The following is a 25,627-nucleotide window of genomic DNA, read 5'->3' as shown; positions in this document are numbered from 1 at the left end:
AACCCCGCTCAGTGATAAGTTGAGGAAACAAAATGAAAAAGAGTGTCATTGCGCTACTAGGTTTAGCGGTTATTTTAGGCGGTTGTTCAAACAAGGTAAGCTACGGTGATGCACAAGCAGTAGAAACCACGACAATCGATTTCGGTTCAACTGACCTTCAAACGATTGCGGGTGAAATGGTCGATAGCATGATGGCGTCTGGTTCTGTGTCTTACATTACTCGTGAACAGCGTCCAATCGTGTTTGTAGAGCGAATCAAGAACAAAACAAGTGAGCACATCGATACTGAGTCAATCACTGACACTATCAGTACTAAGATGCTGAACTCTGGTAAGTTCCGTTTCGTTGATATGGACCGTGTAGAGTCTGTTCGTGACCAACTGAACTTCCAAAACAACGATGAGCTTGTAAACCAAAGCTCAGCAATTCAATTCGGTAAAATGGTTGGTGCTCAGTATATGCTGTACGGCAACCTATCAAGCATCGTTAAGAAAGCGGGTAGCGATGAAGACGTGTACTACAAAATGACGATGCGTCTAATGGATCTTGAGTCTGGCTTGATTGAGTGGGCTGACGAGACTGAAATCCGTAAGCAACAATCTAAGAGCCTTCTAGGCCTTTAATTTCGCTTACTTGCCAACTAACGCAGCCAGTTTTGACAGCGCTAGTCTTGGCTGACCATAAGCTTGACAGTGCTTAATCTTGGCTGCATATAGGTTGGTCGTACGCCAATGCAGCACATGATGCGCTGTTTATTAAGAGACACTGGCTTTTGGTCAGTGTCTTTTTTGTAGGGAATGAAGACGTTTATAGGGCAGTTAAGACGTTTATAGGGAGTAAATATGGCAATTTTTTCTTGGTCTGAGGCTAAGCTTCTTGATACCAGTTTGAGTTCGCTTGACGGTTACTTTTCTGAGCCTCCAGTTAGAGCACTGACATTAACAGGCGGTTTGACCAATCGATGTTGGAAGTTGGTCGATGCCGATGGTACTGCGTATGTTTGGCGGCCAACCACACCTATCACCAAAGCGTTCTTCATTTCTCGCCATGAAGAGTACCAAGTGCTGTCTGCCATTGAGCGACTCGGTATCGGGCCAAGCCCAATGGTAGTGAATGAGCAGGGGTTACTGGTTGAGTGGATTGCGGGTGAGACACTTTACGAAGATCTAGAACTCGATGACCTGTTGAAAACGCTGATCTCTGTTCATCTGGTTAATACTGCGCGATTACCACTGCAACCATTCAGTTTCACGGCGCGAGTCGACCATTACTGGCTGCAGCTTGATGCGATTCATAAGACCGAAGCCTGCACTAAGATTTATCAAGAGTGGCGCGTGGCTCCGAGTATTACCAATGTTGACCTGTCTTTGTGCCATTTTGACTTAGGTGGTTATAACCTAGTGAGAAACAGTGACTGCATTAAGATTATTGATTGGGAATACGCTGCGCTCGCAGACCCTAGGCTCGATTTAACATTAACCATTGCGGTTGCTGGCGCGCCAGTCACAGAAGCGGTTGAGAAGTACTGTCAGCTGCGAGGAATCCATGATGTTCAGCCTTGGCTTGATGGTGTAGAAGCATGGTTACCAAGAAGCCAGATGATGGCGATGCTATGGTATTTACTTGCTCATCAGCTTTGGGGCGATGAAAGTTATCTGCGTGAAGCGGAGGCTCTGAGTCACACTTTATGTAGCTAGGATCACGTTTAGGAAGTGAAAAATATAATTTCTCAGCTGTTACCTTTAAAACCTTGTTTTTCGTGTTAGATTGATCAAAACGTACCAATATTCAACGGGGGAGGTACAATGATTATCTATCTACATGGCTTCGACTCAACAAGCCCGGGCAATCACGAAAAAATACTGCAGTTGCAATTCATTGATGATGACGTTCGTTTCATCAACTACAGTACTTTGCATCCAAAACACGATATGCAGCATCTGCTAAAAGAAGTGCATAAGGTGATAGAGCAATCCGATGATCCGCATCCCATTATTTGTGGTGTAGGTTTAGGTGGTTTTTGGTCTGAGCGTATTGGTTTCTTATGTGGGATTAAGCAGGTGGTGTTCAACCCTAATCTGCACCCTGAGAACAACATGGTAGGTCGAATTGACCGTCCAGAAGAGTACGAAGACATCGCAACTAAATGTGTTGCTCAGTACCGTATGAAAAACAAAGGACGCTGTTTAGTGGTGCTTTCTCGTGAAGATGAAATTCACGACAATACCAAAACAGCTGCCGCGCTAGAAGATTACTATGATGTAATCTGGGATGAGAAAGAGAGTCATAAATTCAAAAAGATCTCTCAACATCTTCAAGCAATGAAAGCGTTCAAAAACGCTTAATCAATCCAGATGTTTTATAAAAGCAGTGCTCAATGAGTGCTGCTTTTTCACATCTGAATCTTAGAGATTGGTATTGATAAAGTAGTTGTATATGTTTTATCGGTCGGTTTGTGCATTTATAGATCAGTTTGCGCAAACGTTAACTAATTAGTCGCGAATCCTCATTGAGGGTAAGGATTTTTTTGTTGCGGTCATCTTTTTGCTATATATAATGTTCCCAAGCAAAATATTTTGACAAATATCAAAAAAAATTGAGAGCGAGTGAAAAAACTTGCCCATAATTTGTGTTCTGCCTCTCAGGTAGTCACCTTTTTTATCCACGTGAGCAAAGCAACAAACCATTATTTGTTGTTTGTAACCCCTCTAACTACTCGGTGAGCTGTCGTTATTCTTTTTCGCGGTAACCCAATTTGTAACAGCCTTCGCATTCAAGGCCGAGTAGATACATAGAATTTATCGGTTGGAGTAATCGAGCCGAACCCCATTTATTCATTTTGTAGAGGATTGTCATTGTGACAAAAATTATCGTAGTAGGCGGCGGTGCTGGTGGTTTAGAACTAGCAACTAAGCTAGGCCGCACTTTAGGTCGTAAGAAACGTGCCCAGATTACTCTGGTAGACCGTAAAGCAAGCCACCTATGGAAACCATTACTTCATGAAGTAGCAACGGGCTCACTGGATGAAGGTGTTGATGCATTAAGCTACCGTGCGCACGCAAAAAACCATTACTTCGATTTCCAAATGGGCAGCCTGAACGACATCGATCGTGAGCGTAAAGTGATTGCACTAAGCGAGCTTACAGACGAGCACGGTGAACTGCTGATGCCAAGCCGTGAACTTGAATACGATATTCTAGTGATGGCGCTAGGCTCAACGTCAAACGACTTCAACACTCCAGGCGTTCGTGACAACTGTATTTTCCTTGATAGCCCAGAGCAAGCACACCGTTTCCGTACAGAAATGAACAATCAGTTCTTAAAGCTTCACGCTAAGAACGGTCAAGGCACGGTAGACATCGCGATTGTTGGTGCTGGTGCAACTGGTGTAGAGCTTTCTGCAGAGCTACACAACGCCGTTAAAGAACTTCGTACTTACGGCTTCGGCGACCTAGATTCAAGCAAGCTGAACGTAAACCTAGTTGAAGCGGGTGAGCGTATTCTTCCAGCTCTACCTCCTCGTATTTCAAGTGCAGCACACTCTGAGCTAACCAAGCTTGGTGTGAACGTTCGTACGAATACGATGGTGACTCAGGCGGATTCTGACGGCCTAACAACCAAAGATGGTGACAAGATCCCAGCTCAAATCATGGTATGGGCAGCAGGTATCAAAGCACCAGATTTCATGAAAGATATCGGTGGTCTTGAAACCAACCGTATCAACCAGTTGGTTGTGAAGAACACGCTGCAAACAACACTGGATGACAACATCTTTGCAATCGGTGACTTGGCGCAATGTACACAAGCAGACGGTTCATTCGTTCCGCCACGTGCACAAGCGGCTCACCAAATGGCAAGCTGTGCATTCAGCAACATCATTGCTAAGTTGAACGGTCGTGACCTGAAAGACTACATCTACAAAGACAAAGGCTCGCTAGTTTCACTTAGCCGTTTCTCTACGGTAGGTAGCTTGATGGGTAACCTGACGAAAGGCTCGATGATGGTCGAAGGTCGTATTGCTCGTGTGGTTTACATCTCTTTGTACCGCATGCACCAGATGGCGCTTCACGGCTTAATCAAAACATCACTGATGATGCTGGTTGGTCGTATTAACCGTGTACTTCGTCCAAACCTAAAGCTTCACTAATCAGGTAAGCCTTCTCAGAGCATTACGCTGATAATAAAAAAGAGCTCTTCGGAGCTCTTTTTTGATCGTGTCGATTATGGATTATCGCAGGTGTTGAACTCATTTCTGCTGTTAAGACGTTGGAGGTAGCACAGAATAAACCACGCCATCTTTCGGCTTACCGTTAAACAGAAATCGATTCTGGGCAATGGTTTCTCGCTCAGCGCCACACTTCTCGATCAACTTTTGGCTGGGTAGGTTCTCGGTATCGCAGACAATCTCCAAACGCGTTAACTTGAGTTGCGCGAAACAAAATTCAAATAGGGCGAACATCGCTTCTTTGGCGATCCCTCTCCTTTGAAAGTCATCACCGACCCAATAACCTAAACTCGCCATATTAAAGGTGTGGTAAAGCTCATTAATGGCAACCATACCGACTAACTTATCGCTTTTTCGTTCAAAGATGCCAAAGCCAAACGCATCGGCTTTCACCCAGTTCAGGCGAGTTGCCAGAATAAATTTCTCGGCCTCGACGATAGAAAACTCTTTATGACACCAGTCGACCCATGGCAGCAAGCTAGGGGAGGACTTAACCAGCTGAGAAAATTCTTGAGCATCTGAGGCCTCAATGATTTTAAGGCTAAGATTTTGTGTGTTGATCTGAAATTCAGGGCTCATAGAGCGTACCAAGTAACGTGTAAGTACTGAGCAAAGAGAGTCAGTACAGAATAAAGATAGATAGCACTTAATAAAACGCCCTCACTAGGAGGGCGGATTGAATTATTTATATAATTATAGCCGAATCGGCAAGTAATTTACTGCGCTACACGTCTAACTTGAATCACCATTCCAAGAAGTGGGTGGTCAAGGTAATGAGTTTCTGTACTGCGCATACGACGTTTTTGGTCCATGCGGTAGCTCTTAAGGAACTCTTGGACTTCAACCGTCGGAGAAATTTCAGTTAGATTGCCCACCTGGACGTTGCTTTCTGCGCCACTTACTGGTGAATCTAGCTCAATTTGTTGCTCTTGTAGAGTCACTTCACGAACGCTTGGCGCTTTTAAATCTAATGTCGTTTCAGCGTATAGGTAGTGCTGAACGTAGATTTGCAGCTTGCCGTCTAATTCGTAGAGTGGCTTATCAATGGTCTCTTCTTGGAACCCATCAGCGCTGCCTGCAGTGATTGCGCCTTTTTCAGAGCCATCAGCATTAAACTGTTTAGAGAAATCTTTACCTGCTTGAATATGGAAAACAGGTGCCGAGCTCTTACCTTGGTCGCCTTGACGCCAAGCGGTATGCATCAGAACTTCAAAGCCAGCGTGTTTACGTAGCTTGTCTTTCTGAGGCGTTAACTTGTATTCCGAGTAAGGTAGCATTTGAACGCCTTTCTTTGCTCGGTATTGGGTATCTTGAAATGAACCAACGCGTTCAAGTGAAATCTTAGGCTGTGTATTTGGCCAAGATTCGTTCACCTTCTCTGCATCAACAGCGCGCTTAAAAATGATCACTTCTATATCAAATTGTCTCTGCGCCAAACTTGGCAGTGAGACGAACAATAGTAGCAGTGGGATCAGTCTTTTCATTTTTACTCCGTCTTCCAGTCGAACTACCGGCTGGATAATTTATATGTGCAAGTGGATTGGGTCTTATGCTGAAGGCAGCAAGTTTTGTCTGAATTCGCCCAATAAATCACTAACAAATTGAATTCGTTTCCGTCTGTCGACCAATGGTATCGTAAACTTGAACTTTGTTGGTCCTTCCATTGAAAACTTTTGCGGTTGAGATTGCAACAGTTTAACAAGGTAGGTCGGGTTTATGTCAGCATCCGGGTAGAATTCTAAGAATCCACCCTTATCGTGGGCTTCAATTTTCTTCGCTTTGATAGACGCTGCGGCTAATTTTAGCTCAGAAACTGATAACAAGTTCTTGGTTGCATCAGGCAGAAGGCCGAAGCGATCAATCAGCTCGACTTTCAACTCTGCCAATTCGTCGGAGTCACTCACACTCGCAATACGCTTATAGGTAGACAAACGTGTATTGATGTCTGGGATGTAGTCATCTGGTAATAGTGCTGGCAAACGCATCTCAATTTCAGTTTGTTCACGCAGTAGGTCATCAAGCGATGGCTCTCGACCTTCCTTCAATGCTTCAACCGCTTGTTCAAGCATCTCCATGTACAAGGTGAAACCAACTGACTGGATTTGACCACTCTGTTCATCACCTAACAGCTCACCCGCACCACGAATCTCTAAATCGTGAGTTGCTAAGGTAAAGCCTGCGCCCAAGTCTTCGAGCGAAGCAATCGCATCCAATCGCTTGATCGCATCTTTGGTCATTGCTTTAGGGTGTGGCGTTAACAAGTAAGCATAAGCTTGGTGGTGCGAACGACCTACACGACCACGTAATTGGTGCAGCTGTGCTAAACCAAGGTTATCGGCTCTATCCATCAAGATGGTATTTGCCGTTGGTACGTCGATACCGGTTTCAATGATGGTTGTACACACCAGTAAGTTGAAGCGCTGGTGGTAGAAGTCATTCATGATGCGTTCCAGTTCGCGCTCTCGCATCTGGCCATGAGCTACAGTCACGCGCGCCTCTGGAATCAGCTTTTGCAATGACTCTGCTGTTTTCTCAATCGTGTCGACTTGGTTGTGTAGGAAGTAAACCTGGCCACCACGCATGATTTCACGCAGCACCGCTTCTCTGACGATGGCATCATCACTCTCGCGAACGAAGGTTTTAATTGCCAAGCGTCGTGCGGGTGGTGTAGCGATGATCGAAAGGTCACGCATGCCACTCATTGCCATGTTCAGCGTTCGCGGGATCGGTGTCGCAGTAAGCGTTAGAATATCGACATCCGCACGCATCGCTTTCACTTTCTCTTTCTGACGCACACCAAATCGGTGTTCTTCATCGACAACCAGCAAGCCAAGGTCTTTAAACTTAATATCACTCGAAAGTAGCTTGTGAGTACCCACTAAGATATCGACCTTACCGTCGGCGACATCTTGCATGATCAACTTCTGCTCTTTAGCTGATTTGAATCGGGATAGAACCTCAACACGAATCGGCAAGTTGGCGAAACGGTCACGGAAGTTTTCGAAGTGTTGCTGAGCAAGTAGAGTAGTAGGAACTAAAACCGCTACTTGTTTGCTGTTGTCGGTACAAACGAATGCTGCACGCATCGCGACTTCGGTTTTACCAAAGCCAACATCACCACACACCAAACGGTCCATGGCTTTGGCTTGGCACATATCAGACATAACGGCATTGATGGCCATCGCTTGGTCATCGGTCTCTTCAAACGGAAAGCCAGATTTGAAAGTCGCGTATTGGCCACGGTCGAGTACAAACTTGTAGCCAGGTTTTAGCTCACGCTTAGCGTAAACATCAAGTAGCTCTGCTGCAACGTCACGTACTTTCTCCGCGGCGCGTTTACGAGCTTTTTGCCATGCTTCGCCACCGAGTTTATGCAGAGGTGCTGAATCTTCAGCGCCACCCGAGTAACGCCCGATTAAGTTCAAAGATGCTACTGGCACGTAGAGCTTGGCATCGTTTTGATACTCAAGCGTTACATATTCGGTTTTCATGCCACCGGCTTCGAGTGTTTGCAAGCCAATGTAGCGACCAATACCGTGGTCAATGTGAACAACAGGTTGACCCGGTTTAAGTTCGGCTAAGTGACGAATGACAGTGTCGCTGTTAACACTTTTTTTGTCTTTCTTACGGCGCTGAACAACGCGATCACCCAACAGGTCGCTTTCACAGATAAGGGCGATGTTTTGCTCTTCATGGATAAAACCGTGTTCAGCAGAGCCAAGGATGAGGCTGAACTTGTCTTTGCCTTTAATTGAGGCATCGAGGTTTTCAACTTCGCTTGGTCGTACTTTAATACCACGAAGCAGTTCACTCAGCGCTTCACGACGACCTTCTGATTCAACCGAAAATACTACTTTGCCGTCGAAGGCTTCTGTGAACTTTCTTAGGTTAGCTAAAGGTTCTTTATTTTGATGCTGAACGCTGAGGTCAGGTAATGACACGACAGGCAAGTTGGTGCGGCCTGCTTTCTCTTCAATCGAATCTAGACTCAGGTTAACTTGTGGCTTCTGTTTGAAGTGAGCGAACAGCTCGTCTTTCTTCAACCACAGTTGTTCAGGCGTGAGAAGTGGCCGTAATGGGTCAACACCGCGCTGTTCGTATCGGTGAGCGACATCAGTAAGGAACGAATCAACCGCGGTTTCTACGTCACCCAGAACCAAGAGTTGCGCTTCATCGGCAACATAGTCAAACAGTGTTTCTGTGTGATCGAAGAATAGAGGCTGCCAGTACTCAATACCCGCAGGCCATGTGCCTTTAGATACCTGCATGTAAACTGACTCTGGTTCACGGCGGGCATCAAACTGTTGGCGCCAGCGAATACGGAAGTCTTCAATCGCCGTTTCCGAGGTTGGGAATTCGTGCGCTGGTAACAGGCGGATCTCAGAGATGTCTTCAATAGAACGCTGGTTTTCAGGATCGAAAGTACGAATAGTGTCGATTTCGTCATCGAAAAAATCGATTCGATACGGGTCTTTACTGCCCATTGGGAACAGATCGAGAATAGAGCCACGGCTTGCGTATTCACCGGGGCCAAACACTTGGTCAACGTAACGATAGCCTGACTTTTCAAGCTGTAGACGCAGCTTCTCTAAAGAGTAGAGATCGCCCGTTTTCACCATTAACGTGTGTTGTAGCAAAAAGTCACGCGGTGACTGGCGTTGCAATAACGTGCTGATCGGAACGATCGTGATGCCATCTTTTAGTGTTGGCAGTGCGTAAAGGCGTGCGATACGATCTGAGATGATCTCTTGGTGCGGCGAGAAGCTATCGTATGGCAGCGTTTCCCAGTCAGGGAATAATGCGACTTCATGTGCCGTAAACTGTTCAATTTCAGATTGAAGCTTAAGCGCCACTTGTGGGTCGGGTACAGCCAAGACGGTATGGCTGTTGTGTTGCTCTGCGAGTTTGGCAATGGCAAGAGCGAGAGACGAACCGACTAGGTTACCGATGTGCTTTTTGTTACCGGCACCTTTAAGTTTAGGTAGTGTAAATATGGATTTTTTGGTCATGTTAATTTACTTGTTATCTCGGTCTAGAGAGCGTTGACGCAAGAGTTTCTGTTGTTGATAAAGTGCCGCTTTAATGAGCAGGTCTTGGTCGGTATCGCGAAGATGAGCGTATTTAAATTTGATTTCGAAACCTGAGTCTTTCGCCTCGCTAGCAAATACTTCTGCGTAGCAATAAATGGCTGCAGCTGGGTGCTCTAGAAAAAGTTTGGCTTTTACTAAGCGACCCGGTTCGATGTCTGCTTTTGAAAAGCAGGAAAACTGACTCGCACCAAATGAATAGGTGTGAGTGCGAAATTTCTCATCATCTTGCTGCGATAACATAAAGCTCAACAAGAGGTTTAATTTTGAGTTTTGTGCATCCAATAAACTGGTGACATTCTTCAAGTCGCTGTTTTTCAGTTCCGCTCGAGCGCTGTCAGCTAACAGATCCAATTGGCTAAATTCACTTGCCACCACAAATGGTGCTGGGATCTCAGATTCGAATTGAATTTGAGAAGGTAAAGTGAAGCCGCTGTCCATTGGTTCAATATTAGCGGTAAGGCTATGGTGAACGGTGAAAAACTCTTGTTCTGTCATGCGTTAGTTCCTTGAAGTGATCTATTGATTATCGCTATGTGGCCACAGTAATCAAGGTCAGTTAATTGAAAGTCTCAAATAGTTGTTTGAAATTTGGCTATTTGACAAGGTTCTGTTTTTCAAGCCTAACTAATTGAGTTAATTCACTCTATATTTTCAATTAACCCCTACACAGTAACAGCAATACCCGTTACATTAACCCGCATCCCCTTTAGATGGTTCAAAGTATGTTTCATCCTATTTCGTTGTTTGTTGGCCTACGCTATTTGAAAGGCCGTTCAGGTGATCGCTTTAGCCGTTTTGTTTCTTATATGTCGACGGCAGGTATCACCATTGGTGTGCTGTCTTTGGTTACTGTTTTATCGGTAATGAATGGATTCGAAGCGCAGTTAAAAGACCGAATTCTTGGTGTTCTTCCTCAAGCGGTGGTTTATGAGCAAGATGGCACTACCTCTCTTTCTGCCCAAGCGCCTAATTTTGCAGAGCAAATCTCGCTTAATGGTCACGTTGAACCGATTGTCCGCAGTGAGGCAGTGATTCAGAGCCCTGCTCAGCTTTCTGCTGGCCTTTTGATTGGCATCCAACCCAATTCTGATGATCCACTTCAAGACCACTTAATCGCGGGTCGCTTGTCTTCACTTCAAGCTGGGCAATATCAGCTGTTTCTTGGTCATACTCTGGCGAGAAACCTAAAAGTATCGATGGGCGACAAAGTTCGTCTAATGGTGACCAGCGCGAGTCAATACACACCATTGGGGCGTATTCCTAGCCAACGTAATTTCACCGTAGCTGGTATCTTTAATACGGGCTCGGATATTGATGCCCAACTTATGGTGACGGATATCCAAGATGCTGGGCGTTTGATGCGTTATAAGTCAGACACCATTTCAGGTTGGCGACTGTTTTTTGAAGACCCATTTGAAGTCGCGGAACTATCGAACCAACCCTTACCTGATGGATGGTTGTGGAGCGATTGGCGTGACCAACGTGGCGAGCTGTTCCAAGCGGTTCGTATGGAGAAAAACATGATGGGCCTAATGCTTGGTCTGATCATCGGGGTTGCTGCATTTAATATTATCTCTGCGCTGATTATGGTGGTGATGGAGAAACAATCTGAGGTCGCGATACTTAAAACTCAGGGCATGACTGACGGCCAAGTGATGGGCATCTTTATGGTTCAGGGCGCAAGTAGTGGCGTGATTGGTGCGCTCTCTGGTGGTGTGTTAGGCGTTGCTCTAGCGATGAACCTTAATACTATTTTAGAGGCGATGGGCGTTGCTCTATTCTCCTTTGGTGGACAGTTACCAATTTTGATTAACCCAATTCAAATCGCTGTTGTTGTGGTTCTGGCTATTGCACTTAGCCTGATTGCCACTGTATTCCCTTCTTATCGTGCATCGTCTGTGAAACCTGCTGAGGCCCTTCGTTATGAGTAATTTTCTTCAATGTAATGATATCCGTAAAACGTACCGTGAAGGCTCGTTAGATACTGAGGTGCTCAAGGGAGTCAGCTTTGACATCGAAAAGGGTGAGCTAGTAGCAATCATCGGTACCTCTGGCTCGGGCAAAAGTACCTTACTGCATATCTTAGGCGCATTAGACGATGCTTCTGCGGGCAGTGTGAGTTTTCTTGGTCAAGATTTAGCATCTTTGAGTTCGAATAAGCAGGCGAAGCTTCGCAACCAGCATCTTGGCTTTGTGTATCAGTTCCATCATCTTCTATCTGACTTTTCAGCTTTAGAAAACGTGGCGATGCCGTTATTGATTGGCGGCGAAAAGCCCGCTAAAGCAAAGCAAGAAGCACAACGTTTGTTGGACAAAGTTGGATTGAGTCACCGCGTGGACCACCGACCTTCAGAGCTTTCTGGTGGCGAGAGGCAACGTGTGGCGATTGCTCGTGCATTGGTGAATAAGCCTGCGCTAGTGTTGGCGGATGAACCAACCGGTAACCTTGACCATAACACCGCACTGTCTATTTACGACTTAATGCGTGAACTGAACCGTGAATACGATACTGCCTTTTTGGTCGTGACTCACGATGGTGAACTTGCCGGTAAGATGGATCGCCAACTTCACATGCAAGATGGTTTACTGGTCAACGTAGAAAAAGAGGAGAGCTAAGTGTTTTCCTCTTTATCTCTATTGATAGGCGGCCGATTTAGCCGTGCGAAACAACGAGACAAGATGGTGTCGTTCATCTCATTGTCTTCGACCATTGGTATTGCGGTTGGTGTCGCGGTGATCATTATCGGCTTATCTGCGATGAATGGCTTTGAGCGAGAGCTTCAATCACGAGTACTTTCTGTCATTCCTCATGGTGAATTTGAAGGCGTGAATGAGCCTGTGACTCGTTGGGAGCACGTGATTGAGGAGTCGGTTAAGCACGATAAAGTCGTTGCTGCTGCGCCTTATGTAAAAATTACAGCGCTTGCTGAAAAGGGCAAAGAACTCAAAGCAATTGAAGTTCGTGGCGTTGACCCACAACTTGAGCAACAAGTATCGAGCCTGTCGAGTTTTATCGATAAGCAAGCTTGGAGTGAGTTTAAAGCAGGGCAACAACAAATCATCTTAGGTTCTGGTGTAGCGAATGTGCTGGGTGCGAAAGTCGGTGATTATCTGACTTTGATGATTCCAGCGGTAAACGGTTCTGTGAAGGTTCAGGCGCCAAAGCGTGTTCGAGTGAAAGTGGTTGGCTTGCTGACGCTTAATGGCCAGATTGACCACAGCTTGGCTCTGATTCCGATTGGTGATGCTCAGGTCTACGCCAACTTAGGTGAGGCGGTAACTGGAGTCTCTTTAAAAGTGACCGATGTGCTGAACGCGAACTCTATTGTGCGTGAAGTGGGCAATCAGCTTGATGTGTATGTGTATCTACGAAGCTGGCAGCAGAAGTTTGGTTTCTTGTATCGAGATATCCAACTCGTTCGTACCATCATGTATCTGGTGATGGTACTGGTTATTGGTGTGGCTTGTTTCAATATTGTCTCGACGCTAATGATGGCAGTAAAAGACAGAGCATCAGAGATCGCGATTTTAAGAACCATGGGTGCATCAGACGGCCTTGTGAAGCGCATCTTTGTTTGGCAGGGCGTATTCTCAGGCGTGTTAGGCAGTTTAGTGGGCAGTGCAATAGGTGTGCTAGTCGCTCTTAATCTCACGACACTAATCAAAGGACTTGAAAAGTTGGTCGATCACCAGTTCTTGTCCGGTGATATCTATTTTGTCGACTTCTTGCCATCACAACTTGATATGACGGATGTTGTTGTGGTTTCCGGCACTGCGATTGTGCTGAGTTTACTGGCGACATGGTACCCAGCATCACGCGCGGCGAAGTTGAATCCAGCCTCAGTGCTGAGTTCTAAATAGCATTCGCCTAAATAACAGGCCGTCAGTTTTCAGTCGATACAAAAAAGGATCCCAGTGGGATCCTTTTTTATTGAATTCAATTCGTGTTCTTTACGACTTTCGTTACATGCTAATCTTGCAGAGGTAAGTAGCTCATCCGATTTTAACTTGTGTACGTTTTAAGTGAAGCGCATACAAGGTTAGATTGAATAACAAGAAATGGCGTTCAGTGCCTTGCTTGTCGCTTCTTCCAACTTCTTACTACTGAGTAGCGCCATAAACCGCGAATACCAAAGTAGCCAATCATTGCTGAAACCACGCCACAAATCAGACAACCCAATAAGAACGGAGGCCCTATAGTGCTCATTTGCGCCAAGATGAAGTCCCAAGACAATTCGAAATGGAAGGCTTGCGGTGGCACATGCATAACAAACGCCCCGACTTTATAAGCAAAGTAGAAGAGAACAGGCATGGTAACCGGGTTACTGATCCAAACAAGTGCGACAGCTAAAGGCAGGTTAACGCCACATGCAACAGCAAGGCCTGCAGACATAATCATTTGACTTGGTAGAGGGACAAACGCCATGAATAACCCAACAGCAAACGCGCCAGCCGCAGAGCGACGATTAAGGCACCATAAGTTGGGGTTGTACAAAACATTGCCAAAAACTTTCAATGCTTTCTGACGCTTGATTAGATCATGGTCAGGCATAAATCGTTTGATAAACTTTCTTGGCATAGGAGGAAGCTACTCTCTTGTTTAACACTTGGTTCTTGATTTCATTTGCTGCGACAGTTGTGTCTGCCAGCTTCTGGCCTGTGATGCCACATTGGGTTTGGGCACCATTGATGCTGTTGTTACTGCTAGCACCAACAAAGTATAGCGTTTTCCGGAGTGCAAGAGGTCCAGTAACAGCATTGATACTAGTTATCTGCCTAGGGAATGCGATTGAAATACAAACGAGTCGCTTATTCCAATCAGGGCAGAATACTACCATAAATGCGTCGGTTGTTAGCCTTTTTAGTGAAAATAGCCACGGTTTTGAAAGCGTAATAGTAGTCAGATCAATTGGCGGCGAAAAATTAATCTTTCCTCAATTGATAAAATTGCGTTTGTTTACTCCTTTCAAGCTAACGCTTGGAGATGATGTCTATTTATCGGCCTCAATAAAGCCGATATGGGGCAAACTCAACGAAGCCGGCTTTGACCGAGAAAAGTACTTGTTTAGTGCTGGCGTGGTTGCCAATGCAACTTACAGAGCAGATACCAAGTACCGAATTCATTCTAGCACCAACTTACGCGCCCAATGGTTTGAAGCCAGCCTTGAAAGGTTAAGTCTGCTGGCAAATCAAGATCTCATTATCGCTTTGAGTTTTGGATATCGAGACCTTATTCCGCCTCAGCGGTGGGATATGCTTAAAAGCAGTGGCCTGATTCACTTGATGGCTATTTCGGGGCTGCATATTGGGATTGCCTTTGGTATCGGCTATCAGATTGGCAAGATATTAAGGTTACTTTCCCCTTCATTTCTTTGGTTACCTACAATATTCGGGCTCGGCTTGGCGTATTTCTATAGTTGGTTTGCTGGATTCACGCTGCCAACTTTGAGAGCTTTGGTGATGTGCGTTATCGCGAGTTATTTCTTGTGGCGTGGGCAAAATACCAGTTTGCTTCGGTATGTTACTTTAAGTCTGTGCGTGGTTCTGCTGATTTGGCCGTTTTCAGCTTTGTCGAGCAGTTTTTGGTTGTCCTTTGGTGCATTGGGCGCTGTTTTCTATATCGCCTGTAATACTCAGCGCTCAGCTTCAAGCTTTACATTTATCGACCACGCACTCCAACTTATTAAGCTTCAACTGATGCTGACATTCCTTATCGCACCTTTCTCGATGTTGTTTTTCAAAGGGGTCAGTTTAGTCTCTGTTTTCTACAACTTGTTCCTTTTGCCTTGGGTATCGATGGTGACGATCCCGCTGTTGTTTCTGGCAATGTTTCTAAGCTTAATATCGGAGTCAGTGTCTGGCGTGGTTGGTATAACAGCGCTAGACAATGATTTGGTCAGTCAGCTGTGGAAGTTAGTCGACTTATCGCTTGAGCCTCTCGTATTTAGTCTTCCTTTCTCTGAGCGATTTTGGATCCAAGTCGATAATCAGACGATTGCATTATCAGTATTCCTTATCTTGTTTTTGAGCTTTGTTAGTCGGTATTTCAAGCGAACATTATCGATATTGGTAACTGCAGTGTTTGTGCTGTGGTGGGAGTTCAGCAAACCCCAGCAAGACAAACTAACTATTGATATCTTGGATGTTGGGCATGGGTTGTCTTTGGTCTTGGAAAAGAACAATCAGATTGTTGTTTATGATCTTGGCAATGCGTGGCCAGGAGGCTCGGTTGTTGAGTCTTTGTTGATTCCTACTTTGAATCAGCGGGGGATTTATGAATTAGAAGGCGTGATTGTGAGTCATTTCGATTCTGACCATGCTGGTGGTTATCCGGCATTACTTGAGAACTATACGCCAAAGTGGATAAGAACCAGTCAGAACATTATTCAAGAACGCCAATCTATCACTCAAGCCCCGTCTAATATTCAAACATGTACTATTGGAGAGGTTTGGAACTGGCAAGATGTTGTTTTTGAGGTGTTGTGGCCGCCTAAGCAAGTAAAGAGGGCGTATAACCCACATTCGTGTGTGGTCAAGATCTCAGATCATAGTGCTGATTTCTCAATGTTGCTCACTGGTGATATTGAACTGGTAAGTGAGTGGTTACTTGCTCGTGAAGGAGAACAGCTAAGGAGTGATGTTATGTTGGTTCCGCATCATGGCAGCGATTCGTCATCGATTAAGTCGTTTATTGAGGCGGTGTCTCCTCAGCTGGCGATAGCTTCTCTTGCCAAAGGCAACCAGTGGGGAATGCCGAGTGAGTTTGTTATTGAACGTTATCAGGAAGCGGGGAGTACTTGGCTAGATACTGGAGAAAGCGGACAAATAACCATCACTCTTAGCAAAGAAGGTTGGCAATATCATGCGATTAGAGAACAACAAGGCGGGCAGTGGTATAGGCAGATGCTCCGTAAGGGAGTAGAATAGATAGATTATTGTGAGAAAATTAAGCGATTCTATGTCAACACAAACAGATGAAACTACCTGGGTCACATTTAAAAGACTTTGGACTTATATTCGATTATATAAGGCCGGCCTAGGTGTTGCGGTAATTGCGCTTATTATAAATGCCGTTTCTGATACCTATATGATTTCCTTACTAAAGCCGTTACTTGATGAAGGCTTTGGTAATGCTGAATCTGACTTTTTACGTACACTTCCACTTATTATCTTTGCCATGATGTTCGTTCGTGGCGTCAGTGGCTTTGTTTCAACCTATTGCTTGAGTTGGGTCTCTGGCAATGTGGTGATGGAAATTCGTCGTAAGATTTTCAGCCATTTCATGCACATGCCTGTTTCTTTCTTCGATAAAGAACAGACAGGCGCATTGCTATCTCGAATTACTTACGATTCAGAGCAAGTGTCTGCAGCAACCAGTAAAGCGTTAGTCAGTATTGTCCGTGAAGGTGCAAGTATTATTGGCTTGTTGACGCTGATGTTCTGGAATAGTTGGCAGTTATCTTTGGTGTTATTTGCTGTAGCGCCTTTGGTTGCGTGGGCGATCAGTATCGTATCGAAGCGATTCAGAAAGATCTCTAAGAACATGCAAACTAGCATGGGTCACGTTGCTTCTTCAGCTGAACAAATGCTGAAAGGGCATAAAGTGGTTCTAACTTACGGTGGTCAAGATCTAGAAAAACACCGCTTTGATAAAGTTAGTAACCAAATGCGCCAACAAAGCATGAAGTTAATCACTGCTCAAGCGGCCGCTAACCCGATTATTCAAATGATCGCATCAGTTGCGATTGTTGTTGTTCTATTCCTTGCTAGTGTCGATTCTATTAAAGCCGAGCTTACTCCTGGTACGTTTACCGTTGTCTTCTCTGCAATGTTTGGTCTATTACGTCCGCTAAAGGCGTTAACTAACGTAACGTCTGAATTCCAACGTGGTATGGCTGCGAGTACGACTCTATTTGGCTTGATGGATCTAGATACCGAGCAAAACAAAGGAACGTTGAAACCTGAAACTGTAACGGGTGAAGTTGCAGTAAAAGATGTCACGTTTACTTATGACGGTGCAGAAAAACCAGCACTTGATAAGGTCAGCTTTAATATACCGAAAGGTAAAACGGTTGCGCTTGTTGGGCGATCGGGTTCGGGTAAGAGTACCATTGCCAACCTATTTACTCGTTTTTATGACGTAGACTCTGGTTCAATTGAGCTTGATGGCCACGACATTCGTGATTACGAATTGAGAAATCTGCGTGAGCACTTTGCGCTCGTTTCTCAAAATGTACATCTGTTTAACGATACGGTGGCTAACAACATCGCTTACGCAGCAGAAGAACAGTATTCACGTGAACAGATCGAATACGCGGCTAAGCTTGCTCATGCAAGTGAGTTTATCGATGGTATGGAAAATGGCATTGATACGGTTGTGGGCGAGAATGGCGCGAGTCTATCTGGTGGTCAAAGACAGCGTATTGCGATTGCACGAGCGCTATTGAGAGATGCACCGGTTTTGATTCTTGATGAGGCAACGTCTGCACTGGATACAGAGTCAGAGAGAGCTATTCAATCTGCACTAGAAGAACTGCAGAAAGACAAAACAGTATTAGTTATCGCACACAGACTCTCTACCATCGAGCAAGCTGATGAAATTCTAGTGGTTGATGATGGACATATTGTAGAAAGGGGCGCACATGCTGAGCTAATCGCGCATGATGGTGCTTATGCACAATTACACCGAATTCAGTTCAGCGGATAAATTAGGTCTTGTTGTGATCGAAAAGATTTGGTTTAACAATCACCCGTTGAAATATCTTCTCTGGCCGCTTTTGTGGCCACTGAGTCTGCTGTTCAAAATGATCAGTAGTCGGCGTCGTGACGCTTATCTCTCTGGGAATAAAGAGACCTACCGCCCGCCTTTACCTGTTATTGTTGTGGGCAATATTACTGCTGGTGGAAATGGTAAAACACCGGTTGTGATTTGGTTAGTTGAGATGCTTCAGGCTCACGGCTTTAAACCCGGAGTCGTATCTCGTGGCTACGGTGCAAAAGCACCAAGCTATCCGTTGGTGTTGGATGAAAATACCCCAGCTGAGCATTCGGGTGATGAACCTCGCTTGATTCGTAAGCGAACTGGTGCGCCAGTCGCAGTCGACCCTGTGCGAGCTAACGCAGTGAAAGCATTGCTGAGCAAAGGCGTTGATGTGATTATCACTGACGATGGCCTTCAGCATTACGCGCTTGAACGCGACATTGAATTTGCAGTTATCGACGGCGCAAGACGCTTTGGTAGTGAGAGTTTGATTCCTTTAGGTCCATTACGAGAGCCGGTTTCTCGTTTAGATGAAGTCGACTTTTTGGTAAACAATGGCGGTAAAGCGCACGGTCGAGAGTTCTCGATGTCTTTGCTTCCAAGCCAAGCAGTTAACCTAAAGACTGGTCAGAAAAGGTCTGTGGCAAAATTACACAAGCTGGTGGCTTTTGCCGGTATTGGCCACCCACCGCGCTTTTTTAAAACATTGGAAGATCTTGATGGTGATGTGGTTTTCACACAGGGCTTCGCCGACCATCAAGATTTTGATAAAGATGAACTTCATGCCTTAGCTAATAAAGGTATGAATCTGATTATGACAGAAAAAGACGCTGTAAAATGCGAAGAATATGCGCAAGATAACTGGTGGTATCTTCCAGTTTCTGCGCAGTTTGATGAAGATTCGCAACAGCAAATTTTAAAAAGAATAAAAGAGGTTATGGAATACTATGGATCACCGTCTACTTGAGATCGTTGCTTGCCCTGTATGTAAAGGTAAACTAACTTTTGACAAGGATAAGCAAGAGCTTGTTTGTAAAATTGATCGCCTTGCTTACCCAATTAAAGAGGGTATTCCTGTTCTTTTAGAACCTGAAGCTCGCACCGTTTCTATGGATGAGGGTAAGTAATGTCTTATACGGTTGTTATACCTGCAAGATACCAATCGAGCCGTTTACCAGGGAAGCCACTTGCTGACATTGGTGGAAAGCCGATGATTCAATGGGTATACGAACAGTCAATGAAAGCGGGTGCCGATAACGTTATTATCGCTACCGACGACGCTCGAGTTGAAAAAGCGGCTAAAGCATTTGGCGCGACCGTTTGTATGACATCACCGAATCACGAATCGGGCACTGAACGCCTAGCTGAAGTGATTGAAGTTATGAATATTCCTGATGATCATATTATCGTGAATGTTCAAGGTGATGAGCCACTTATCCCACCTTCAATCATTAATCAGGTTGCCAACAATCTTGCTAACAGTACAGCTCCGATGGCAACGTTAGGTGTGGAAATCACTCATGCTGATGAAGTGTTTAACCCTAATGCCGTTAAAGTTGTAACCGATAAAGACGGTTATGCCTTGTATTTTAGCCGAGCAACCATCCCTTGGGATCGCGATGCTTACGCGAACAACGGTACTGCAGCGGAATCTCCTTTGCTTCGTCATATTGGTATCTATGCTTACCGAGCGGGTTTTATCAATACCTACATTAACTGGGAACCAAGCACTCTTGAACGTATTGAGTGCCTAGAGCAATTACGAGTACTTTGGTACGGTGAAAAAATCCACGTAGACGTTGCGGCGGAAGCACCTGCGGCTGGTGTTGATACGCCTGAAGACCTAGAAGCGGTTCGAGCTATTATTGGTTAAGCTTCTTTGAGCGAATTCTTGTTTGCTCTACAAAATGAAAAATCATGAGCCTTGCCTATTGCGAGGCTTTTTTCTATCTATCGAAAAGTGCGCTATCGAAAAGCGCGTGCGTGTCTTATTAACCTAAGCAAACGGATATTGAGATAGTTGCATTGGTTTATGCATCATCAACACGGAATTATCTGAGATTTACCTCGCTCGAGTTCCAATTTTTCTCTATAATATGCCGCCTATAAAGTAGTGGCGAATCGCTAGTACAGAATAAAACTTACGACAAAACGTGGAGTAAAAGATGCCTTCTCAAAGCCCAGTGATTACGGTTGATGGACCAAGTGGTGCAGGTAAAGGTACCCTGTGTATGTTGCTAGCAGATAAGCTAGGCTTTCATCTTCTAGACTCAGGCGCGATCTATCGCGTATTGGCTTTAGCGGCAATTCACCATGGTGTGGATACTGAATCAGAGGATGCTTTAGTACCGCTTGCTACACACTTAGACGTGCAGTTTGTTGCTGAAGGCGACTTAGTTAAGGTTATCCTAGAAGGTGAAGATGTGTCTGGTGAACTTCGTAAAGAAGAGACTGGCATGGCGGCTTCAAAAGTTGCTGCTTTACCTCGCGTTCGCGAAGCACTGCTTCGTCGTCAACGTGCATTCAGCGCTGCGCCTGGTTTGGTTGCAGATGGCCGTGACATGGGAACGGTTGTGTTTCCTGAAGCTGAAGCGAAAATATTTTTAGATGCAAGTGCTGAAGAGCGTGCGAGTCGCCGCCTTAAACAGTTGCAACAGAAGGGGTTAGATGTTAAATTTGACGACCTTTTGAGCGAGATCCAAGAGCGAGACGACCGAGATCGTAATCGCCCAGTGGCGCCACTTCGCCCTGCAGAGGATGCTCTAGTGCTTGATTCCACCTCAATGAATATTGAGCAGGTAGTAGAAAAAGCACTACACTATATTGAATCGAAACTGGCTGGGTAATTTCGCCGAGCTAGTACGAACGTTGGTCGCAAGGATGATGACCGGCGAATTTATCAACCCCATGCGGTAGGATACCCATGGACGTTTAATTATTGAAGATTAAATAATGACTGAATCTTTTGCTCAACTCTTTGAAGAGTTTCTATCTGAAACTGAATTCCAACAAGGCAGCATCGTTAAAGGTACTGTAGTAGCTATCGAGAACGGTTTCGTTCTTGTAGACGCTGGTCTTAAGTCTGAATCTGCTATCCCTGCTGAACAATTCAAGAACGCTGCTGGCGAACTTGAAGTTGAAGTTGGTGCTGAAGTAGACGTAGCTCTAGACGCTGTTGAAGATGGTTTCGGTGAAACTCAACTTTCTCGTGAGAAAGCTAAGCGTCACGAAGCTTGGATCGTACTTGAGAAAGCTTGCGAAGAAGCTGAAACTGTTGTTGGTATCATCAACGGTAAAGTTAAAGGCGGTTTCACTGTTGAACTTAACGGTATCCGTGCTTTCCTTCCTGGTTCTCTAGTAGACGTACGTCCTATCCGTGACACTGCTCACCTAGAAAACAAAGAGCTAGAGTTCAAAGTAATCAAGCTAGACCAGAAGCGTAACAACGTTGTTGTTTCTCGTCGTGCTGTTATCGAATCTGAAAACAGTGTTGAGCGTGACGAACTTCTTGAAACTCTACAAGAAGGTACTGAAGTTAAAGGTATCGTTAAGAACCTTACTGACTACGGTGCATTCGTTGACCTTGGCGGTGTTGACGGTCTTCTACATATCACAGATATGGCTTGGAAGCGCGTTAAGCACCCATCAGAGATCGTTAACGTTGGTGACGAAATCCTAGTTAAAGTTCTTAAGTTCGATCGTGAGCGCACTCGTGTTTCACTAGGTCTTAAGCAACTAGGCGAAGATCCATGGGTAGCAATCGCTAAGCGTTACCCAGAAGGTCACAAGCTTTCTGGTCGTGTTACAAACCTAACTGACTACGGCTGCTTCGTTGAAATCGAAGAAGGCGTTGAAGGTCTAGTACACGTTTCTGAAATGGATTGGACTAACAAGAACATCCACCCTTCTAAAGTTGTTAATGTTGGCGACGAAGTTGAGGTTATGGTTCTTGATATCGACGAAGAACGTCGTCGTATCTCTCTAGGTCTGAAACAGTGTAAAGCTAACCCATGGCAGTCATTTGCAGAAATGCAAGCTAAGGGCGACAAAGTTACTGGTAAGATCAAGTCTATCACTGACTTTGGTATCTTCATCGGTCTAGAAGGCGGTATCGACGGTCTTGTACACCTATCTGACATTTCTTGGAACGCTGCCGGCGAAGAAGCTGTACGTGAATACAAGAAAGGCGACGAAATCTCTGCTGTTGTTCTAGCAGTAGATGCAGAGCGTGAGCGTATTTCTCTTGGCGTTAAGCAAATGGAAAACGACCCGTTCAACGCATACGTTGCTGACAACAAGAAAGGTGTTCTTGTAAACGGTACTGTTACTGCAGTTGACGCGAAAGGCGCTACTATCGAGCTAATCGAAGGCGTTGAAGGTTACATCCGCGCTTCTGAAGTTTCTCGCGACCGTATCGAAGATGCATCTCTAATCCTAAGCGTTGGCGACAGCGTTGAAGCGAAGTTCACTGGTGTAGACCGTAAGAACCGCGTAATCAACCTATCTATCAAAGCTAAAGATGAAGCTGATGAGCAAGAAGCAATGGCTTCACTGAACAAGTCTGAAGAAGGCGCGTTCGGTAACGCAATGGCAGACGCATTCAAAGCTGCTAAAGGCGAATAATAGCTTCTCATTAAGAGAATTATAGCTATCTAGCCAAGAAAGGAGCCGTAAGGCTCCTTTTTTTTTGCTTATTTTTCCGATAGGTCTATAATTTCTAAAAAGAAAACCAACGAGGGTAACTATGACTAAGTCTGAATTGATTGAGAGACTGTGCGCTGAGCAAACGCATCTTTCTGCAAAAGAAATTGAAGACGCTGTAAAAGACATTTTAGAGCATATGGCTTCAACACTAGAAAGTGGTGATCGAATCGAAATTCGCGGTTTTGGCAGCTTTTCTCTGCATTATCGTGAGCCTCGTGTTGGACGTAACCCAAAGACTGGTGACAAGGTTGAGTTAGAAGGTAAATACGTTCCTCACTTCAAACCAGGTAAAGAGCTGCGTGAACGAGTAAACTCAGGAATGTAGCCTACTTATCGGAATTAAGAAAAGCGGCATACTATAATGTATGCCGCTTTTTTATGACCATAATATGGTGGTCTGATTAGTAATTTTCCTGCATAATCGTACAGCTAACCAACCAATGAGTGATGAACTATGAAAATTATAAAAATAGTCGCCGTTATCGCACTTTTCCTAATTGCACTGGCTTTAGGCTCTCAAAACCAAACAACTGTGAATTTCAACTATCTGCTAGCGCAAGGTGACTTCCACCTATCAAGTTTATTAGGTGTTGTATTCGTTTCAGGCTTCGCCCTTGCTTGGTTAGTCTTTGGTAATATGCACATGCGGTCTCAGCTAAAAATTCATCGCTTGAAGAAGCAACTCAATAAGCAATCAAAGCAGGTCGCTGCTGATACTAAAGCTTAAAGGCTATATTTGATGTTAGAGTTACTGTTCTTACTTTTGCCCATCGCAGCCGCTTATGGCTGGTATATGGGTAATCGTAACGCTCAGCAAGAAAAACAAAAGCAATCACACCAGATCTCCCGTCAATACGTGACGGGTTTGAACCTATTACTGTCAGATCAATCTGACAAAGCGGTTGATCACTTTATTGAACTGCTTCAAGTAGACAATGAAACCATCGATACTCACTTGGCTTTGGGCAACTTGTTCCGCTCACGAGGCGAAGTCGACCGCGCTATTCGTATTCACCAAAATCTCATCTCTCGTTCGGGGCTTACCCTCGATCAGAAAAATCTCGCACTGCAACAATTAGCTAAAGACTACATGGTCTCTGGCTTCCTTGATCGCGCTGAAAAAATCTTTGAACAACTTGTAGAAGAACCTGACCATAAAGAGGGCGCTTTACAGCAGTTGGTGGCTATTTATCAGCAGACCCGTGAGTGGAACAAGGCTATCCATTACGGAAATATCTTAGTTAAGCTCGGCAAGAAAAAAATGAAGATGCGTGCCACAGTCGCGCATTTCTGGTGTGAGCTTGCAATGCAAGAACAAGCCGATGGTAATCGTTCTAAAGCGCTTCAGCATTTTAAGAAGGCGCTTTCTGAAGACCCTAAATGTGTTCGCGCAAGTATCGCACTAGGGAAGTTCCACTTAGCGAACGAAGATTACCAAAAGACAATTGATTGTCTTGAATCGGTACTTGAACAAGATATCGATTTTATCAGTGAGGTGTTGCCAACCCTTGCTGAGTGTTACCACAAGCTTGGACAAGAAGCTCAATTGGTCGAGTTCCTCAAAGCGTGTATTCAGAAGAAAGCCGGTGTATCTGCCGAACTGATGCTGGCGCAATTGGTTGCTCACCATGAAGATGTAGGCTCTGCTCAAGAGTTACTGACAAAGCAGCTTGTTAAAAATCCAACCATGAAAGGTTTTTATCGATTAATCGATTACCACCTAGCGGAAGCAGAAGAAGGCCGAGCAAAAGACAGCTTAACCACACTTCAATCTATGGTTGGTGAACAGCTTAAGGTTAAGCCTCATTACCGTTGTCGTCAGTGTGGTTTCTCGACACACTCTTTGTATTGGCACTGCCCTTCATGTAAAGGGTGGGGGACGATCAAGCCTATTCGTGGGCTTGATGGTGAATAGATTTGTGGTCACTTTAAGACCAAATTATTAATTGCAGCTTTCGGGCTGCATTTTTATGACTGTTATTTATCACCTGCTTAGGTGATTAGAAATTTTTAGAAAGTTAACTGCGTTAGGAGATGAAATGAACGACCAAAAAATCATTGTAGCCTTGGATTATGATAATCAAGCGGATGCGTTAGCCTTTGTCGATCGAATTGACCCAGCATCTTGCCGCCTAAAAGTGGGCAAAGAGATGTTTACCCTGTTTGGCCCTGAATTTGTTCGTGAATTACATAAGCGTGGTTTCTCAGTATTTTTAGACCTTAAATTCCACGACATCCCGAACACATGTTCAAAAGCAGTCCGTGCTGCCGCTGAACTGGGTGTTTGGATGGTGAACGTACACGCAAGTGGCGGTGAGCGTATGATGACGGCTTCTCGCGAAATCTTAGAACCTTATGGCAAAGATCGTCCACTGTTAATCGGTGTAACGGTACTCACCAGTATGGAGCAATCTGACTTAGCGGGTATCGGTCTGGATCTTGAACCACAACAACAAGTGATGCGCTTGGCTTCTCTAACGAAAAACTCTGGCTTAGACGGTGTTGTATGTTCTGCACAAGAGGCTTCTTTGCTTAAAGGTGCACTTGGTCAAGAGTTCAAGCTAGTTACTCCAGGTATTCGTCCTGTCGGCGCAGATGTTGGTGACCAGAAGCGCATCATGACGCCTTCTAAAGCGATTGAATCAGGTTCAGACTACCTTGTTATTGGTCGTCCGATTACGCAAGCGATAGACCCTGCTGCTGTACTTGCAGAGATCAACGGTACGCTTGCTTAAGTCTATATTTGGATTGAGATATAAATAAAGAAGGCCAGCAAATTGCTGGCCTTAATTTTTGTGCGCCGAGCATGGCGTTGATCTAGGAGGTGAAAGTCCTCTACGGGCTCAG

23 protein-coding genes are annotated in these 25,627 nt (G+C 45.0%); 18 read left to right on the top strand and 5 right to left on the bottom strand.

What is annotated here, in order from left to right; genetic code table 11:
- Window positions 1–32 precede the first annotated feature (32 nt).
- The 4 genes from lpoB to AB6E52_RS18820 all read left to right on the top strand — a co-directional run bounded on the left by lpoB (window position 33) and on the right by AB6E52_RS18820 (window position 4,147).
- Window positions 33–623, top strand: a complete 591-nt coding sequence (gene lpoB, locus AB6E52_RS18835; protein WP_017060223.1) for a penicillin-binding protein activator LpoB — start codon at window positions 33–35, stop codon at window positions 621–623.
- A 219-nt stretch (window positions 624–842) separates the two neighbouring features.
- Window positions 843–1,697 (top strand): phosphotransferase, encoded by an 855-nt coding sequence (locus AB6E52_RS18830; protein WP_102321274.1) that lies wholly within the window; start codon window positions 843–845, stop codon window positions 1,695–1,697.
- Between the two features lie 108 nt (window positions 1,698–1,805).
- Window positions 1,806–2,345 carry an alpha/beta hydrolase YcfP gene (gene ycfP / locus AB6E52_RS18825; RefSeq protein WP_009847155.1) on the top strand — a complete coding sequence of 180 codons (540 nt, stop codon included), beginning with the start codon at window positions 1,806–1,808 and terminating at the stop codon, window positions 2,343–2,345.
- Between the two features lie 512 nt (window positions 2,346–2,857).
- Window positions 2,858–4,147: an NAD(P)/FAD-dependent oxidoreductase gene (locus tag AB6E52_RS18820; protein ID WP_009847154.1), complete on the top strand. Its 1,290-nt coding sequence runs from the start codon at window positions 2,858–2,860 to the stop codon at window positions 4,145–4,147.
- 111 nt (window positions 4,148–4,258) lie between these two features.
- Here the strand turns inward: AB6E52_RS18820 and AB6E52_RS18815 are convergent, their stop codons facing one another.
- The 4 genes from AB6E52_RS18815 to AB6E52_RS18800 all read right to left on the bottom strand — a co-directional run bounded on the left by AB6E52_RS18815 (window position 4,259) and on the right by AB6E52_RS18800 (window position 9,810).
- Complete coding sequence (locus tag AB6E52_RS18815) at window positions 4,259–4,804, bottom strand: GNAT family N-acetyltransferase (RefSeq protein ID WP_017060225.1); 546 nt, start codon at window positions 4,802–4,804, stop codon at window positions 4,259–4,261.
- Between the two features lie 137 nt (window positions 4,805–4,941).
- Window positions 4,942–5,709, bottom strand: coding sequence for a peptidoglycan binding protein CsiV (locus tag AB6E52_RS18810; protein ID WP_017065298.1), 768 nt, complete (start codon window positions 5,707–5,709; stop codon window positions 4,942–4,944).
- Between the two features lie 63 nt (window positions 5,710–5,772).
- Window positions 5,773–9,234 (bottom strand): transcription-repair coupling factor, encoded by a 3,462-nt coding sequence (mfd, locus tag AB6E52_RS18805; protein ID WP_102321275.1) that lies wholly within the window; start codon window positions 9,232–9,234, stop codon window positions 5,773–5,775.
- Window positions 9,235–9,240: 6 nt separating this feature from the next.
- Window positions 9,241–9,810 (bottom strand): hypothetical protein, encoded by a 570-nt coding sequence (locus AB6E52_RS18800; protein ID WP_017065300.1) that lies wholly within the window; start codon window positions 9,808–9,810, stop codon window positions 9,241–9,243.
- 227 nt (window positions 9,811–10,037) lie between these two features.
- On the opposite strand from AB6E52_RS18800, the gene lolC reads away from it, so the two are divergent.
- From lolC to lolE, 3 genes are read left to right on the top strand one after another with little or no spacing between them, the layout of a single operon-like run.
- On the top strand, window positions 10,038–11,246 hold the full coding sequence (lolC, locus tag AB6E52_RS18795; protein ID WP_102321276.1) for a lipoprotein-releasing ABC transporter permease subunit LolC: 1,209 nt from the start codon (window positions 10,038–10,040) through the stop codon (window positions 11,244–11,246).
- On the top strand, window positions 11,239–11,931 hold the full coding sequence (gene lolD, locus AB6E52_RS18790; RefSeq protein ID WP_017060230.1) for a lipoprotein-releasing ABC transporter ATP-binding protein LolD: 693 nt from the start codon (window positions 11,239–11,241) through the stop codon (window positions 11,929–11,931). Before lolC ends, lolD begins: the two co-directional genes overlap by 8 nt.
- On the top strand, window positions 11,932–13,176 hold the full coding sequence (gene lolE / locus AB6E52_RS18785; RefSeq protein ID WP_017060231.1) for a lipoprotein-releasing ABC transporter permease subunit LolE: 1,245 nt from the start codon (window positions 11,932–11,934) through the stop codon (window positions 13,174–13,176).
- Between the two features lie 205 nt (window positions 13,177–13,381).
- On the opposite strand, the gene AB6E52_RS18780 is transcribed toward lolE, so the two are convergent.
- A complete protein-coding gene (locus tag AB6E52_RS18780; RefSeq protein ID WP_017060232.1) occupies window positions 13,382–13,894 on the bottom strand; it encodes a DUF2062 domain-containing protein in 513 nt (170 codons plus the stop codon).
- Window positions 13,895–13,911: 17 nt separating this feature from the next.
- Here AB6E52_RS18780 and AB6E52_RS18775 point away from each other — a divergent pair, with 17 nt between their 5' ends.
- The 11 genes from AB6E52_RS18775 to pyrF all read left to right on the top strand — a co-directional run bounded on the left by AB6E52_RS18775 (window position 13,912) and on the right by pyrF (window position 25,515).
- Complete coding sequence (locus AB6E52_RS18775; protein ID WP_102321277.1) at window positions 13,912–16,242, top strand: DNA internalization-related competence protein ComEC/Rec2; 2,331 nt, start codon at window positions 13,912–13,914, stop codon at window positions 16,240–16,242.
- Between the two features lie 31 nt (window positions 16,243–16,273).
- On the top strand, window positions 16,274–18,022 hold the full coding sequence (gene msbA, locus AB6E52_RS18770) for a lipid A ABC transporter ATP-binding protein/permease MsbA (protein ID WP_102321278.1): 1,749 nt from the start codon (window positions 16,274–16,276) through the stop codon (window positions 18,020–18,022).
- Window positions 18,023–18,035: 13 nt separating this feature from the next.
- Complete coding sequence (gene lpxK / locus AB6E52_RS18765) at window positions 18,036–19,043, top strand: tetraacyldisaccharide 4'-kinase (protein WP_102321280.1); 1,008 nt, start codon at window positions 18,036–18,038, stop codon at window positions 19,041–19,043.
- The gene (locus tag AB6E52_RS18760) at window positions 19,024–19,203 is read left to right on the top strand and encodes a Trm112 family protein (RefSeq protein WP_004736429.1); all 180 of its coding nucleotides are present in this window, start codon (window positions 19,024–19,026) and stop codon (window positions 19,201–19,203) included. The genes lpxK and AB6E52_RS18760 overlap by 20 nt, the downstream gene beginning before the upstream one ends.
- The gene (kdsB, locus tag AB6E52_RS18755; RefSeq protein WP_017060236.1) at window positions 19,203–19,949 is read left to right on the top strand and encodes a 3-deoxy-manno-octulosonate cytidylyltransferase; all 747 of its coding nucleotides are present in this window, start codon (window positions 19,203–19,205) and stop codon (window positions 19,947–19,949) included. The genes AB6E52_RS18760 and kdsB overlap by 1 nt, the downstream gene beginning before the upstream one ends.
- A gap of 292 nt (window positions 19,950–20,241) precedes the next feature.
- On the top strand, window positions 20,242–20,922 hold the full coding sequence (cmk, locus tag AB6E52_RS18750) for a (d)CMP kinase (RefSeq protein ID WP_102321279.1): 681 nt from the start codon (window positions 20,242–20,244) through the stop codon (window positions 20,920–20,922).
- A 106-nt stretch (window positions 20,923–21,028) separates the two neighbouring features.
- The gene (rpsA, locus tag AB6E52_RS18745; RefSeq protein WP_010439921.1) at window positions 21,029–22,699 is read left to right on the top strand and encodes a 30S ribosomal protein S1; all 1,671 of its coding nucleotides are present in this window, start codon (window positions 21,029–21,031) and stop codon (window positions 22,697–22,699) included.
- Between the two features lie 121 nt (window positions 22,700–22,820).
- On the top strand, window positions 22,821–23,105 hold the full coding sequence (gene ihfB, locus AB6E52_RS18740) for an integration host factor subunit beta (protein ID WP_017060238.1): 285 nt from the start codon (window positions 22,821–22,823) through the stop codon (window positions 23,103–23,105).
- Window positions 23,106–23,234: 129 nt separating this feature from the next.
- On the top strand, window positions 23,235–23,507 hold the full coding sequence (locus AB6E52_RS18735; RefSeq protein WP_017066774.1) for a LapA family protein: 273 nt from the start codon (window positions 23,235–23,237) through the stop codon (window positions 23,505–23,507).
- A gap of 12 nt (window positions 23,508–23,519) precedes the next feature.
- A complete protein-coding gene (gene lapB, locus AB6E52_RS18730) occupies window positions 23,520–24,695 on the top strand; it encodes a lipopolysaccharide assembly protein LapB (RefSeq protein WP_017060240.1) in 1,176 nt (391 codons plus the stop codon).
- 124 nt (window positions 24,696–24,819) lie between these two features.
- Entirely contained in the window at window positions 24,820–25,515 is a 696-nt protein-coding gene (gene pyrF / locus AB6E52_RS18725) for an orotidine-5'-phosphate decarboxylase (RefSeq protein WP_017078954.1), read from the top strand.
- Window positions 25,516–25,627: the final 112 nt, after the last annotated feature.

Origin of the sequence: Vibrio sp. 10N.247.311.13 (genome assembly GCF_041467595.1) — a bacterium.
GTDB lineage: Bacteria > Pseudomonadota > Gammaproteobacteria > Enterobacterales > Vibrionaceae > Vibrio > Vibrio crassostreae_C.
This window is presented reverse-complemented; position numbering and strand designations above follow the sequence as displayed.